The sequence below is a fragment of the Rhizobacter sp. genome (genome assembly GCA_019635355.1).
In the GTDB taxonomy this organism is placed as follows: domain Bacteria; phylum Pseudomonadota; class Gammaproteobacteria; order Burkholderiales; family Burkholderiaceae_C; genus Rhizobacter.
In genome coordinates, this window is the sequence record JAHBZQ010000002.1 from 1 (window position 1) to 14,605 (window position 14,605).

At 63.8% G+C, this 14,605-nt stretch carries 9 protein-coding genes and 2 pseudogenes; 6 read left to right on the forward strand and 5 right to left on the reverse strand.

The window, feature by feature from the left end:
* The first annotated feature begins 1,852 nt into the window (after positions 1 to 1,852).
* Positions 1,853 to 3,130 (forward strand): annotated as a pseudogene (locus tag KF892_24690) (IS5 family transposase).
* A 118-nt stretch (positions 3,131 to 3,248) separates the two neighbouring features.
* Positions 3,249 to 3,857: pseudogene (locus tag KF892_24695) on the forward strand (integrase).
* Positions 3,858 to 4,168: 311 nt separating this feature from the next.
* On the opposite strand, the gene rtcA reads toward KF892_24695, so the two are convergent.
* The 4 genes from rtcA to KF892_24715 form a co-directional block, all read right to left on the reverse strand.
* A complete protein-coding gene (gene rtcA, locus KF892_24700; protein ID MBX3628232.1) occupies positions 4,169 to 5,221 on the reverse strand; it encodes an RNA 3'-terminal phosphate cyclase in 1,053 nt (350 codons plus the stop codon).
* Complete coding sequence (locus KF892_24705) at positions 5,208 to 6,035, reverse strand: nucleotidyltransferase domain-containing protein (GenBank protein MBX3628233.1); 828 nt, start codon at positions 6,033 to 6,035, stop codon at positions 5,208 to 5,210. The genes rtcA and KF892_24705 overlap by 14 nt, the downstream gene beginning before the upstream one ends.
* A 46-nt stretch (positions 6,036 to 6,081) precedes the next feature.
* On the reverse strand, positions 6,082 to 7,305 hold the full coding sequence (locus tag KF892_24710; GenBank protein MBX3628234.1) for an RtcB family protein: 1,224 nt from the start codon (positions 7,303 to 7,305) through the stop codon (positions 6,082 to 6,084).
* Positions 7,306 to 8,011: 706 nt separating this feature from the next.
* Positions 8,012 to 9,586: an RNA-binding protein gene (locus tag KF892_24715; protein MBX3628235.1), complete on the reverse strand. Its 1,575-nt coding sequence runs from the start codon at positions 9,584 to 9,586 to the stop codon at positions 8,012 to 8,014.
* Between the two features lie 202 nt (positions 9,587 to 9,788).
* On the opposite strand from KF892_24715, the gene rtcR reads away from it, so the two are divergent.
* Positions 9,789 to 11,399 carry an RNA repair transcriptional activator RtcR gene (gene rtcR, locus KF892_24720; GenBank protein ID MBX3628236.1) on the forward strand — a complete coding sequence of 537 codons (1,611 nt, stop codon included), beginning with the start codon at positions 9,789 to 9,791 and terminating at the stop codon, positions 11,397 to 11,399.
* Positions 11,400 to 11,483: 84 nt separating this feature from the next.
* On the opposite strand, the gene KF892_24725 is transcribed toward rtcR, so the two are convergent.
* Positions 11,484 to 12,056: an HNH endonuclease gene (locus KF892_24725; protein MBX3628237.1), complete on the reverse strand. Its 573-nt coding sequence runs from the start codon at positions 12,054 to 12,056 to the stop codon at positions 11,484 to 11,486.
* Positions 12,057 to 12,239: 183 nt separating this feature from the next.
* On the opposite strand from KF892_24725, the gene KF892_24730 reads away from it, so the two are divergent.
* The 3 genes from KF892_24730 (at position 12,240) to KF892_24740 (ending at position 14,597) form a co-directional block, all read left to right on the forward strand.
* Positions 12,240 to 12,611, forward strand: a complete 372-nt coding sequence (locus KF892_24730) for a transposase (GenBank protein MBX3628238.1) — start codon at positions 12,240 to 12,242, stop codon at positions 12,609 to 12,611.
* A complete protein-coding gene (tnpB, locus tag KF892_24735; GenBank protein ID MBX3628239.1) occupies positions 12,608 to 12,940 on the forward strand; it encodes an IS66 family insertion sequence element accessory protein TnpB in 333 nt (110 codons plus the stop codon). Before KF892_24730 ends, tnpB begins: the two co-directional genes overlap by 4 nt.
* 67 nt (positions 12,941 to 13,007) lie before the next feature.
* The gene (locus tag KF892_24740; protein ID MBX3628240.1) at positions 13,008 to 14,597 is read left to right on the forward strand and encodes an IS66 family transposase; all 1,590 of its coding nucleotides are present in this window, start codon (positions 13,008 to 13,010) and stop codon (positions 14,595 to 14,597) included.
* Positions 14,598 to 14,605 lie beyond the last annotated feature (8 nt).

Here is a 14,605-nt window from a genome sequence, read left to right on the forward strand (position 1 = left end):
TAAAGTTCATCAACCCCGCGGAGATGTTCCAAACCAGTGGTACGGAAAACAGGGGCAGGTCATCGTGAGTTCCCAGATCTGAAGTTTGTAGTTGACAGGCGTACGGACAACTACAATCAACAGCGCGGCCGCGAGCAAATTCTATATGATGAGAATCCAAGCGCAGCAGCGGAAAACGGTGGATTCAACATGATTCAACCCATAAGTCCAAAGAACAAGAAAAGAAAGAGGTATCTTCGTGCAGGACGAGCAATCACATGAGGAAGCCACGAGTCGACGGCGGGTCGGTCTTCTTGGTGCCATTGCAGCCAGCAGGGTTTGCCATGGGGGTCCTTGTTCATTGGCCGAGAAGTGGAATCGCAGTCGTAGCCTTCTTTGGCCCCAAACTCAAAGACGAATCGGACCTGATAATCTCGCAGCTAAGCTTGAGCTCAGCATTATGGGTTTGCCAGTGCGGGGACTCTAAACTGCGCAGTGGTCGCTGGCCGTTTGTGGGCGCGCTCCCGAACTGGCAGGCGGAGCCGTGGTCAATTACAAAATTTTCACGAATGCATGATGACCCCGGGTTGCGCTTTGTCACTGAGTTTGATGCGTCGTTCCGGACTCTCTCGGAAAGGCTTGTACCGGCCAGTCAAGCTTCAGACCTTCCCGAGGATGCGCTCTACGGCTCTGGCCTAGTTGAGGCCAAACTCTCAGCACTACTCTCATAGGAACGGCTTTTGAGTATCACGGGCCGCCGCTTTCAATCTGGAGTTCAGGTGATGAATCTGCCCTTGGCACATACCAGCCTGATCGCGTAGGTGTGTAAGGTCGTGGTCTTGGGTCAAGTCAAGTCAGTCGATGCAGACATTCCAAATGACGGATGTCCGCGCAGATCGAGCTTTGACCCAGGGCTGGAAGCCGGTTTCCGATGAAGCAGCCTGTGGCCAGTTGTAGCTGCTTGCTCCTTTCGATGGTTCACATGGCCGGTTCGCGCCGCACCTAGACCCCCCTTCGCAAAGCCAGCGTTGCTAGGATGGTCCACCACGCATGCAGCCCAATTACCGCGAACCACCCAATCATTGTCGGCCACTGCCAGTCTATGCTCAGCTCAAGTCCAATGAGGCCGCCTTCTAGGAGGGATAGCAAGATATAGCTGTGTGCGATGTAGAACACAGAATCGGATATGCGCTGAATCTCAAATTTTTGCTTGCTTCGCGGGTAGGTCTTTAAGGCAAAAAGCAGCAACCACGACAGCGGCCAGTAGAGAAAGCCAATTCCGTACGTGAATGCTATCGTCGCCAAGGACCGGGGGAGCCATTGAAGTTGAGAGATATCTGAGTACGCCCAGACCTCCAGAGCTAGCGCGGAGAACACTAGCAGTTCAATGAGGCGTCTCTGGATCCAGTTTATCCAACGAAACTCCTTCTTTGTGTGGATCATTTGCACGAGTTCCTTTTGATGGTAGACCTCACGCAGATAACTCGTCGATCGTTGCGTATTGCCCGAGTTAGTGCGTCGCCAATTGCGATGCGATCGCTCATGTTTGCGAAATCTATGTCGCGACCCAGGCTTCTCCTAACCTGATCGATTATCATTGCGTATGCGCGGTCCGTCAGATTCGCTGCCCCGGAGTTCAAGTTGAAGTTTGCGCTCCCTACAACGCTGCTGTAGAGGGCTTTGTTGTCCCCTCTTAGATTGTCTAGGGCATCCTGTACCAAGTTCTGCTCAAATCGAACCACCTGATTAGTCGGCCCTGAACAACCCCAGAGCCCTTGCCGTTGCTTGCTTTCCGGGCGATTGCCGATGGTGTGAGTTGCAGGATTGAGGCCCAATTGCTCTCGGTTCCGTGCAAACTGCACCGAGGTTGCCGATGGGTCCGAAGCCCCGACAAGACGCCGCCGAGCAGGACTTGTTCCGGATGGAACTGGTCAACCTGATCGATCAACGGCATGAACTGGTCAAGCTCGCCGCACTGATCGACTGGCCGGCCTTCGAGCAGGCCTGGGGCCCCAAGTTCGAATCCACCACCGGCCGGCCTGCGCTGCCCACGCGGCTGATGGCCTCGCTGCTGTACCTGAAGCACACGTTCGCGTTGTCGGATGAGGACGTGGTCGAGCGCTGGATCGAGAACCCGTATTGGCAGCACTTCAGCGGGCAGCGCTACTTCCAGCATGAACTGCCCTGCGACCCGTCGAGCCTGGTGCGCTGGAGGCAGCGCATTGGCGAAGAAGGCTGCGAGTGGCTGCTGGAGCACAGCATCAAGGCGGCGATGTCGGCCGGCGTGATGAAGCGGCAGAGCCTGAGCACCGTCATCGTGGACACCACGGTGCAGCCCAAGGCCATTGCGCACCCCACCGACAGCCGGCTGCTGAACCGGGCCAGAGAGCAGCTGGTGGCTGCGGCGCAGGACGCTGGCATCGAGCTGCGCCAGAGCTACGCGCGGGTGGGCAAGACCGCCGAAGCCCAGGCCGGCCGCTATGCTCACGCCCAGCAGTGGCGCCGCATGCGCCGCGAGGTGAAGAAGCTGCGCACCTGGCTGGGCCGCGTGATCCGCGACGTGCAGCGCAAGACGGGCGAGATCACCGGCGTACTGAAGACCCGCATGGAGACCGCGCAGCGGCTGCACGCCCAGCAGCGGGACTCCAAGAACAAGCTGTACGCGCTACATGCCCCTGAGGTCGAGTGCATCGCCAAGGGCAAGGCCAGGACGCCGTACGAGTTCGGTGTGAAGACCTCCGTGGCCGTGACGGCCAAAGAAGGCGTGGTGGTGGGCATGCGCTCGATGCCCGGCTCACCGTACGACGGCTACACGCTGCACAGTCAGCTGGAGCAGGTGGAGATCCTCACGGGGGTGAAGCCCGCCATGGCGCTGGCCGACCGCGGCTACCGGGGTGTGCAGCCGCCTGACGGAACCAGGCTGCTGCTGAGCCACACGCGGGGGCTGCCCAAGGCGCTGAAGAAGCTGCTCAAGCGCCGTCAGGCCATCGAGCCCACCATCGGCCACATGAAGACCGACGGGTTGCTGGCGCGCAACTGGCTCAAAGGCAGCGACGGCGACGCCTTCCACGCGGTGCTGTGCGGTGCCGGACACAACCTGCGGCTGATCCTGGCGCACCTGCGGGTGCTTGTCTTGGCATTGATCGTTCTGACGCGCTACGCGATGAACGCGCTCCTGGCGGTCTGGCCGGATGCGATCGCTGCTCGCACGCGCCTACTGCGCCCAGCCGCCGTTCTGGCCTCGGCTTGAACGGGTTGTTCAGGGCAGACTAGGTCGTGATACGGCTGGCCGCGACCGAATCGTCATCACCGCCTCGCAAGGGAACCCGTCGCCCATTCCGCCGGAGCGACTCGGTGCCTGGTGGCGCGCCGCAGGTGTCGCGCCGTCCAAGGTCGCCGCCGACTACTACCGCTTCCAGCTGCTGACCGGGTGCCGAGGCGGCGAGATCCACGGCAACAAGCGCCACGGGTACGAGCCCATCAAGGTCGGCGATGTTGACTGCAAAGGCGGCAAGCTCGTGCTTCGAGACACGAAGAATCGCAGCGACCACAAGTTGCTGTTGTCTCGCCAGGCACTCGAGATCGCGCAGCGGTACTGCGCCGGCAGAAAGCCGGAGGATCCCCTGTTCCCTATCGTTGACGCACGCAAGACGCTTTCATGGATCAACGCTCGGGCCGAGACCTCAGTTCAAGGGCATGGTCTGCGAGCTACTTTTGCGAGCATTGCCGAGGAGCTGGTTTCCGGCGGTGCACTCAAGCGCATGCTGAACCATTCTGCAGGTGGGGATGTCACGCTGGGTCACTACGTCGGCAAGAGCGAGGCGCAGCTGCGGGCTGCATGGCAGACCGTGGCTGATTTCATCGAGGCCACCGCCGCTGCTGAGGCGGATCCAAAGCCTTCGCCCTCGGCCCGAAAGGGAGAGCTGCAAGGCCGTCGCCGACGTACGAATGCGTCAACTCCAACTCGAGCTGTCGTCGTCGCGGCCGACTGAGGTAGCGCCAATGGGTCGGCAAACGAGAGGCTGTGTCGGCGCATCGACTGACAACGGTCGCTCGACATGCAAACGCAGCCGGCTGAACTCGACCCCGAGCGGTCCGTCGATGGTTCAGATGGGTCGCCGCTTAGCAGCCCTCCATGAAGCCTCGAATACTCGACCTTGTTGCCCAAAGCTCGTCAAGGCCTCATCGTTCACGCGGTCGCTGCGGAAGTCACACGCACGCGATGGCTCGAGCTCGTCGGCTCCACATCAAACCTTACCGGCAGGAACTGCTCGATCACCCCGATGTTGGTCGTGGCATGTTCAGTCAGCTCGGTGCAGGTGAAAGACGCCGCGCCGCCTCGTTCTACGACGGCGAGTGCCAACGGCAACATCCACTGATCCGCCAGATGCTGGCCCAGCGCGCCTTCGCTCGCTTGGTAGGCCTTGACCTCCTTGACCAAGGCGCCCGCCACCTGCTCTGCGCTCACGCCCTTCTCACCGAAAACGGTGACGACCTCACTCACATGCGCATAGGCAATCGTGGCCAACAGTGCATTGCCAGGGCCCTCGTTCTGCCGCACTGCCGGCGTGCGGAGCTGCTCACCCGACCAACCCAGCACGCGCGCCAGTGCCGCGAGTTCACGGACCGCCACGGAACTCGGCAAGGCCGGCGCGAAGCACTCTGCATACGCCTCCTGCACCGGACCGCGATCCGTCAGGTCGAAGGGCTGAAGACCTCCGGCAGCCGGCTGCACCAATGCTGAAACCTCGCCCCCGCCGGCCGGATAGAAGCCCAGCCGACGCAGTTCCAGATCGAGACCCACACCGAGGCGCCGCAGCAATGGCGCGAAGCTGCGCTCCAGGAAGTGGAACGGCGGTGCCATCGGGTTATGGGTGCCGCCACTGAGTGCCACCCGGCTGGACTCAGTGCACAGCATCAGCGCTGGCAACACCGTCTGTAGGACGAGGGTGCAGCTGCCAGCCGTGCCGACATTGAAGGCATAGTCGCCCGAGCGCACTGGGCCGGGCTCGAAGACCAAAGTCTGCGAGCCGAGTTCCGCACCTTCCACCTTCGCGCCGCAGACGGCCACAGCCGCCTGCACGCAGGTCAGGTGCTGGCGCATCAATCCAGGCTTCGGACGCTTTGCGCGAATGCGTTGGATCGCCATCGGCCGGCCCGTGCACATCGACAGCGCCAGGCTCGTGCGCAGGATCTGGCCGCCGCCTTCGCCGGTCGAGCCATCGAGTTCAATCAGTTCCATTCTTCTCTCGTTCATTCTTCTGGACCGTCTCGTACAGAAACGCGTCAAGCATCGAGGTCTCCGGTCGAGACGCATCTGCGACCATCTGTGCGCCAGCAGCCGCGAGCTCGCTCTCGATAAGGTCGTGGATGCCCACCCATCGCGGACTCGTCGCGGCTTCACCGGCACGCATCTTCACTTCGAGCAGTCGGTTGATCTCGTCGAGCAGCACACGATCGTCGAGCGTGGCCTCCGCCAATGCAGCAAAGCGCATCGGCGGCACACCTCGCCCGTCGCGAATCCACCGAGCCGCCAACAGCGGGCGCAGCACGTAGAGGTACTTCTTGTAGCGAACCTCTTCCCCGCGCAGGTGCTCGCGGAAGTTCTTCTTCGCCATCGACACGTAGTGGTGGTAGCCACGCACGGCCGAGAAGCCGTCTTCCGCCAGCGAACGCAGGCGCGCCACCGTGTCGGCCTCTTCGCGATAGACGATCGGCGAACGCAGCCACTCCAGCAGCGTCGGATTCGACTGACGCAGAAGCAGCAGCGTCTTGCGCAGGTCCCAGCCGTTTACGTCCAGGTCGCCGCTGATCGGCTGCTCGATCACGTCGCGGCCCGACTCCACTGTCAGGTACCACGACAGGCGGTTCACGTAGATGAAGCGCACGTCGTAGTCGCTGTCCGGGGAGGCAAATCCCCAACCGCGACTTCCGGATTCGCAGGCGAACAGAACCTTCACGTCGTGGTCGACCTCGAGTCGCTGCAGGCACTCGAGGATCTGCACCCGCATCACCGGGTCGATCGGGTGCGCGCTGATCAGTGCTTCGTTGTTCATGACTCCCTCCCATTCATCTTGAAACGGGGAGAGAGCCACCGAGCTCTCACCCCTTCACACACACCACCTGCTTCAAGGTGTGGACGACTTCCACCAAGTCCTTCTGCGCTTCCATCACCGCATCGATGTCCTTGTAGGCCATCGGGATCTCGTCGATGACGTCCTTGTCCTTGCGGCACTCGACGCCTTCGGTCGCCTTGATCTGGTCGTCGACCGTGAACAGCTTCTTCGCCTTCGTACGGCTCATCACGCGACCGGCACCGTGGCTGCAGCTCTCGAAGCTCTCGGCGTTGCCCAGGCCGCGCACGATGTAGCTGCGCGCGCCCATGCTGCCGGGAATGATGCCCAGCTGACCGCGCTTCGCACTCACCGCACCCTTGCGGGTCACGAACACATCCTCGCCGAAGTGGCGCTCCTGCTGCACGTAGTTGTGGTGGCAGTTGACCGCCTCGACATGCGACTCGAACGGCTTGCTGATGACCTTGCGAACCGTCGCGATCAGGTTGGTCATCATCACCTCGCGGTTGCGCGCCGCGAACTTCTGCGCCCAGCCCACGCCGCGCACGTAGTCGCCGAAGTACTGCGCGCCTTCCTCGAAGTACGCCAGGTCCTGGTCCGGCAGGTTGCGCTGGTGCAGTTCGGCATCCTTCTTCGCCAGTTCGATGAAGTGGGTGCCGATCGCGTTGCCCACGCCACGCGAACCCGAGTGCAGCATGAACCACACGAAGCCGTCCTCGTCGAGGCAGACCTCGATGAAGTGGTTGCCGGTGCCCAGCGTACCCAGGTGCTTGCGGTTGTTCGTGTTCTTGAGACGCGGGTGCAATTCGCACAGCGAATCGAACTCGTCCACCAGCGTCGCCCAGACCTGGTCCACCGCATCGGGCGGGTTCTCCCAGCTGCCTTGGTCGCGACCACGGTTGCGCGGCGACGAGCCGTGCGGCACGGCACGCTCGATCGCGGCACGCAGCGGCGCCAGGTTGTCGGGCAGGTCGTTCGCATGCAGCGTCGTCTTGCAGGCCATCATGCCGCAGCCGATGTCAACACCGACGGCGGCCGGGATGATCGCGCGCAAGGTCGGGATCACTGAACCGACAGTCGCACCGATGCCCAGGTGGACATCAGGCATCGCGGCGATGTGCTTGAACACGATGGGCAGGCGCGCCGCATTGGCGAGCTGCTGCTTCGCTTCGTCTTCCACAGGCACGCCGCGCGTCCACATCTTGATGGGCACGCCGCCATCGGGCTGCTCGGTGTTGTAGTTCTGTTCCATGTTCATCTCACTTCATCTCACACCAGAAAACGGTGACCAGGGTCGATGAAACCTTGCTCCGCCATCCATTGCTGGACCGGGATTCGGACCCGGGCGCCCCACGCATCTCTGCGAAGGGCACGCGCCGGCTCTTTAGGAGCCAGCGCGTGCGTCTACCTGTAGTTCCATCTGCATTCACCGAAAAATGGTGCCTCGTTGCGACAAGGGTTGGTGAAACGATCGTGCTCTACCGGACTGAGCTACGGTCCCCCTGATGCGGGACCGGCGGGATTCGAACCCGCGACCACGAGCTTAGTAGGCTGTAGTTCCACCTGCATTCGCAACGCGACATCAAAACAAACGCGACAAGGGACGGCAAGACGATTTGCCAGTGCCGGTTGCCCGGCATCGGGGGGTCGAACCCCATGGCTCCCGATGTAGTCCTACCTGCATTCGCGTCAAAACTCTCTTCCTTCGAATGTTCTCGGGTGGCGACTAGAAATCCGGTGAAACCTTGGCGATCAGAACGATGTAGTTCCACCAGGCATTCGCCACTCGACAACACTCACGGCTAGGTTGGTGCCGCACGCGACCAGATTCGCAGGAGGTGCCGGCCACCGTCTTGATCACAAGAGCGCTGGCTGCGGGCCTGCCGGCCCGCGTGGCAGTGTGGTGCTGTACTCCTGCGCGCATTCGAATGCGGCACCTTCCTTACTTCACTTCGTTTCTACTGCGCGGCCAGCGAGACCTTCTCGATCTCGCCCACCCAGTGCTCCGGCTCCGTCTTGCCCTCGGCGAACGAGGCCATCGCCGCGAACACCGCATCCGAGAAGCCGCCAACATTCATGATGTCGTGCCGCTCCGCCGCCTGCGTCGTGCCGTGCGGCTGGATGTCGATGCACACCAGGCGAGCCTGCGGGTTGAGCTTCTTCAGCACTTCCCACTCGCGCAGCGTCTGCGTCGCACCACGGCGGGTCGCATCGACCCACGACTCGTTGTCCGAGACGAGGATCACCAGATCCACCTTCGCGCGCTCCTTGTTCAGCAAGGCGAGCGGCGCGCTGCAGTTGGTACCACCACCGCCGATGGCGGCCAAGGCTTGCGCATTGGTCATCACCGAGTCGCGGGCATTCAATGACAGCTTCACCACCTCTTGCTCGAACGGCAGAACACGTGCCGCCGGGTTCTTGCGCAACACCGCTGCCGCGACCAGGGCCGCGACATCGATGCAACGCACGCTCGACGTGGCCGAACCGCGGTGACCCGTCACCGCCGAGCTCATCGAGCCCGACACGTCGGGGCACACCACTACCCGGCCATCAAACGCCGACACATTGGCCAGTGCCGCTTCCATCGCGTCCTGCAGCGCGTCCCGGACCACCGCCGGCACACCTTCTCCCGTCGCCTTGAAGGCCGACAGCAACTGGTATGGCAGCACACGCGCCTGGGCAACAGCCTTCGGGTCACGCAGCTTGGCTGCGATCGCTTCGGCCATGCCGTCAAGCTCGAACACGCCGTGACGCACGAAGGTGTTCAGGTTCTGACGCACCATCTGCCACGAACCCGCCCGCGCGACCTGTGCCCACTGCGCCGCGCTCAGCTCAAGCGCGGTCAGCATCTGGAACGGCACGTCGGGCACGTCGCACGTCACGCCCCCGGCCGCGCTCCGCTTGAAGCGCTCGAAGGCCTGCGTGATGGGCGGCAGCGCCGCCTCATCGACGGCCTTGCCGATCAGCCGCGCGAACCACGCGGCGCGCCAGGCCTCCGCCGGCCTCGGGTGAACCATTTTCACCACGTCGGCCAGCGACGGCGTGTTGCCCACCGAGGCGTTCAGCAGCTGCTTCTCGCTGGCGGTCAGCAGCCAGTGTTGAACCAGCTTCTTCGGCCGCGAACCCAGCGACTTGCGACCCATCGAGCCACTGCGCACGATCTGCACGAAGTTGCGCAGCATCTTGCCGTTGTCGACCACGCGGCCGAACACCTGGCTGAGCAGCGCCACATCGCGCACCGCGAGGGTGGCGGCCAACAGGGCCGGCATGTCCTTCATGTGGCCAGCCTGGCGTGCGTAGACCGCCGTCTTGGCCACGAACTCGGCGTCCACGGTTTGCGCCAGAGCACGCACCGTGTCCAGCTGCGACTCCGCGCTCGCGTAGAACGTCTGGTTCAGGCAACCGGTCGCAGCGAGCTGTGCCAGTTGGTAGCGAGCGCTCAGGGCATAGGCCGGTGCCTGCTCGTGGTTGCGGGCGGTGGCATCGGGCAGCAGCGCGCCCTTCAGCGACTGAAAGAGTTGGGTGTTGACCATGAGTGTTCTCCTCTGTGCATTCAACTTGTGTGGTTCTTCTATCGCAAGCGATGTGCCAGGTGCTGCCACGCCCAGGGGCACAGCCGCTAAGTGGCTGATATCAAAAGGCTTTCTGCGTTTTGTCCCTCAATCAAGGTGCTCATAAGGCGTGCCAAGATCGCAATTCATATAGACTGTTGGCTAGTAATGTATCTGCAGAGCTATGGCCAAGAAGACTGTCGTGATCGGCTTCCTCGGCACCCAGCTCGATTCCGGCCAGGGCGCGGGACGCTGGGAGAAGTGGCGCCCGACCGTTTCGCTGGTCCAACACGAAGACACGGTCGTTCACCGGCTCGAGTTGATCTACACGCCTCGGCACGAGGCGCTTGCGCAGGGCGTCAAGCACGACATCGCCTCGGTGTCGCCAGAGACCGAGGTCCGCCTTGTGGCGATGGACATCGCCGACCCTTGGGACTTTGGCGAGATGTATGGCGCGCTCTACGACTGGGTGCGCAGCTACACCTTCAAGCCCGACACGGAGCAGTACTGGACGCACATCACCACCGGTACGCACGTGGCTCAGATCTGCATGTTCCTGATGGTGGAGTCGCGCTTCATTCCGGGCGTGCTGCTGCAGACGGCCCCACCGAAGAAGCAGACCCGCGCGCAGCCAGGCACCTTCGCCCTCATCGACCTGGACCTGTCTCGCTACGACGTGCTGGCCCAGCGCTTCGAGCAGGAGCAGCGCGACGCGCTGGACTTCCTGAAGAGCGGGATCGCCACGCGCAACAAGGGCTTCAACGCCCTGATCGAAGAGATCGAGAGGGTGGCCGTGCGCTCGAAGGCGCCCATCCTGTTGACGGGGCCCACGGGCGCCGGCAAGTCGCACCTGGCGCGCCGGATGTTCGAGCTGAAGAAATCCCGGCACCAGGTGAAAGGCGAGTTCGTGGAGGTCAACTGCGCGACCCTCCACGGTGACGGGGCCGCGTCCACCCTGTTCGGCCACAAGAAGGGTGCGTTCACGGGCGCCGCTGCCGATCGCGCCGGGCTGTTGCGCACGGCGCATGAGGGCGTGCTGTTCCTCGACGAGATCGGGGAGCTCGGCGCCGACGAGCAGGCCATGCTGCTCAAGGCCGTCGAAGAGAAGCGGTTCTTTCCAATGGGCAGCGACCGAGAGGTGTCGAGCGACTTCCAGTTGATCGCAGGGACCAACCGGGACCTGCGGGTGGACGTAGCGCAGGGCCGTTTCCGCGAGGACCTCTACGCTCGCATCAACCTGTGGGCGTACACCCTGCCCGGACTGGCGCAACGGCCCGAGGATCTGGAGCCCAACATCGAGCATCTGCTGGCCCGTGCCGCGGCAGAGATCGGCCGCGCGGTGCGATTCAACGCCGAGGCCAAGGCCCAGTACCTAAGCTTCGCGCAGTCGGCCGAGGCGCTCTGGAGCGGCAACTTCCGCGACCTTTCGGCCAGCGTCACCCGACTGGCAACGCTCGCCGACGGTGGGCGGATTTCGGCCGCGCAGGTCGATGCCGAAGTGCAACGGCTGCGTTGGCTGTGGCAGCACACCGCCACCGGGGAGGCGGTCACCGATGGGGCCTCCCTCGACGGCCTGCTCCCTGCCGAATCGCTGGCGGAACTGGACCTCTTCGATCGCGTTCAGCTCGAAGCGGTCGTGAGTGTCTGCCGGCAAGCTCGAACCTTGTCCGAGGCCGGTCGCAAGCTGTTCGATCGGTCACGCATGCAACGCACGGTGGTCAACGATGCCGACCGCCTTAGAAAGTACCTGCAGAAGCACGGCTTGAGCTGGGAAGCCGTCAGCGCGCGACCGTAGCCAGCGTGGGTGGCACCCCTCGCGGTGTTGCCGTCCCAAAATGCAAATGGGCGACCCGAAGGTCGCCCATGCATGGCGCGCGGCTCAGTTCAGGCGCGAGCCCTTCGGCAGCCTCGCCGCGAGCCACTCGTGCACGTCTGCCCGGATGTGCCGGCCTTCGAGCAGGAAGTCCTCGAATCGGCTCGGCACGTACGGGAGGTACACCAGCGGCATGCCTGCTTCGTCCGGCGTCCGGTCGGCCTTGCGTCCATTGCATCCACCGCAGGCCGTGACCAGGTTCATCCAGGTCCAGCCGCCACCGCGCGACTCCGGCACGATGTGTTCGCACTGCAGGTCACGCTCGTTGAAGCGCTGGCCACAGTACGCGCAGGTCAGCCGGTCACGCCGGAACAGCTTGCCCTTGCTGAACGCCGGAACCACGTCGAACAGATTGACCTTGGACGCGCCGCGCAGCGCGATGATCGGGTGCACATCGATGATCGACTGCCGGCCACGCTGGACATTGAAGCCACCACGCAGGGTCGCCAGCGGGCCATCGCCATCGACCCACGCCACAGATCCCGTGGCCACGTGCAGAGCCGCGTGCTCGAGCGAGATCCACGCCTGCGGCGTGCCCTGGATGTCGAGTTGCAGCACATGGCTGTGGTGAGGGTGCATGGTTGGCCTCCTTTCTTGGCCGTTTCGTGGGTGACTTCGCTATGGCACGTCCGGGTGGGTTCGAACCACCGGCCTCGACCTTCGGAGGGTCGCGCTCTTCCAGCGTATCCGTCCGGCAAAGTCATCTTGAATCTCGGTAGGCGACCCTGAAGGATCGTGTCCACGTAGGGATAGGTGGACACGATGACAAGCGAGAGCGGCAAGACCCGGCGTCGCTACGGCACGCAGTTCAAGGCGATGGTGCTGGCGCAATGTGAGGAGCCTGGGGCCTCCGTAGCGCAGGTGGCGATGGCGCACGGTATCAACGACAACGTGGTGCACCGCTGGCGGCAGTTGGCTCGGCAACGCCAGGGAGCGCCGCTGGTCGCTGTAGCTGCGGCCGACCGTCCCGCTCCTGCCGAGTTCGTACCGCTTGCGTTGCCAGCGCCTGCCGCATCTGAGGTGAAGACCGAAGTCCGCCTGGAGATCCGACGCGCAGCCGTGACGGTGAGCGTAGCCTGGCCCGAGCACGCGCTGGGTGACCTGGCCGGCTTCGTTCGCGAGCTGCTGAAGTGATCCGTGTCGACGCCGTGTGGCTGGCGGTGCAACCCATGGACATGCGGCTGGGAACGGAGGCCGCGTTGTCGCGCGTGGTCGGTGCCTTCGGCGCGGCGCATCCTCACCACGCCTACCTCTTCGCCAACCGCCGCGCCAACCGCATGAAGGTCCTCGTGCACGACGGCATCGGCGTGTGGCTGGCCGCCAGAAGGCTCAACGCCGGCAAGTTCGTGTGGCCGGTTGACGGCGCGAGCACCCTGAACCTGACCCGCGCGCAGTTCGACGCACTGGTGCTCGGCCTGCCCTGGCAGCGCCTGGGCGAGGCTGGCATCATCCGCGTGATCTGAGGCGGCGGCGTGCAATTGCCGAATGTGCCAATGCGCGGCGACGGCCGACGCGGCACGATGGCTGTCCATGATCAGCGCAGAGCAGCTGGACGCCCTGGATCCGCAGACGCGGCAGGCGATGCTGACGCTGCTGGCCGAGATCCGAGCCAAGGACGAGCTGATCGCGCAGCGTGACCGCGACGCCGCCTTCAAGCAGGCGCTGATCGACAAGCTCACGCACGAGAACGCGATCCTCAAGCGGCTGAAGTTCGCCGCCACCAGCGAGCGCTTCGCCAGCACGCTGTCACCCGAGCAGAAGAGCCTGCTCGAAGAGACGCTGGACAGCGACCTGGCTGAACTGGACCAAGAACTCAAGCGCGAGCGCGGCCAGGCAGGCGACAAGGACAAGACCGAGAAGAAGACGCCCAAGCGCGCGCCGCTGCCGCCGCACCTGCCGCGCCGCGACGTCGCCCACGAACCGGCGGACACGACCTGCGGCTGCGGGCAGCCGATGCAGCGCATTGGCGAGGACGTGGCCGAGAAGCTGGACTACCAGCCCGGCGTCTTCACCGTCGAGCGCCACGTGCGCGGCAAGTGGGCGTGCCGGTGCTGCGAGAAGATCGTGCAGGCGCCGGTGCCAGCGCACGTCATCGACAAGGGCATCCCGACCGCTGGCCTGCTGGCCCACCTGCTGGTGGCCAAGTTCCTCGATCACCTGCCGCTGTACCGTCAGGAACACATCTTCGAGCGGGCCGGTCACCTGATAGCCCGATCAAGCCTGGCGCAGTGGGTCGGCGAGTGCGGAGCGCAGCTACAGCCGCTGGTGCAGGCGCTGGCCAACGAGCTGCGGCGCCACGTCGTGCTGCACGCCGACGAGACGCCGGTGGCGATGCTCAAGCCGCAGCACCTGCGCGACGGCAAGACGCACCGGGCCTACATCTGGTCGTACTGCACCCCGAGCACGAACCCGGTCAAGGCGGTCGTGTTCGAGTTCAGCGAAAGCCGCAGTGGGGAGAACGTGCGCGAGTTCCTGCGCCTGGACACGCCCTCCGCCTGGCAAGGCACGCTGGTCACCGACGGGTTCAGCGGCTACAGCGCCTGCTTCGAGAAGGGTGTGACCTCGGCCCAGTGCATGGCGCACGCCCGCAGGAAGTTCAACGACCTGTGGGCCAACCACCGCAGCGAGGTTGGCCACCAGGCGCTGCGGTACCACCAGAGCTTGTTCCGCATCGAACGCGAGATCGAGACACTGCCCAGCAACGAGCGAAGACGGATCCGGCAGCGCAAGTCACGACGAGTGCTCGCCGTCTTCCATCGCTGGTTGCTAGCCCAGCGGCAACTGGTGCCGACCGGGTCGGCCACGATGAAAGCCATCGACTACAGCCTCAAGCGCTGGAAGGAGCTCACTCGCTTCGTCGACGACGGCGACGTGCCGATCTCGAACAACTGGGTCGAGAACCACATCAGGCCGATTGCCCTCGGGAGGGCGAACTGGCTGTTCGCCGGCAGCCTGCGCGCTGGCAAACGGGCCGCGGCGATCATGAGCTTGCTGCACTCGGCCCGCATCAACGGGCACGACCCCTACGCGTACCTCAAGGATGTGCTCGAGCGGTTGCCGACGCATCCAGCCAGCCGCATCGAAGAGCTGCTGCCGCATCGCTGGTCGGCCGCTTCTTGAGCAACGAC

What these genes read in the sequence shown, in the direction of transcription:
- KF892_24705 (MBX3628233.1), bottom strand. Translation starts at nt 6,035, where the DNA reads ATGAACAACGAAGCACTGATCAGCGCGCACCCGATCGACCCGGTGATG.
- KF892_24725 (MBX3628237.1), bottom strand. Translation starts at nt 12,056, where the DNA reads ATGCACCCTCACCACAGCCATGTGCTGCAACTCGACATCCAGGGCACG.
- KF892_24740 (MBX3628240.1), top strand. Translation starts at nt 13,008, where the DNA reads ATGATCAGCGCAGAGCAGCTGGACGCCCTGGATCCGCAGACGCGGCAG.
- rtcR (MBX3628236.1), top strand. Translation starts at nt 9,789, where the DNA reads ATGGCCAAGAAGACTGTCGTGATCGGCTTCCTCGGCACCCAGCTCGAT.
- KF892_24730 (MBX3628238.1), top strand. Translation starts at nt 12,240, where the DNA reads ATGACAAGCGAGAGCGGCAAGACCCGGCGTCGCTACGGCACGCAGTTC.
- KF892_24715 (MBX3628235.1), bottom strand. Translation starts at nt 9,586, where the DNA reads ATGGTCAACACCCAACTCTTTCAGTCGCTGAAGGGCGCGCTGCTGCCC.
- rtcA (MBX3628232.1), bottom strand. Translation starts at nt 5,221, where the DNA reads ATGGAACTGATTGAACTCGATGGCTCGACCGGCGAAGGCGGCGGCCAG.
- KF892_24710 (MBX3628234.1), bottom strand. Translation starts at nt 7,305, where the DNA reads ATGGAACAGAACTACAACACCGAGCAGCCCGATGGCGGCGTGCCCATC.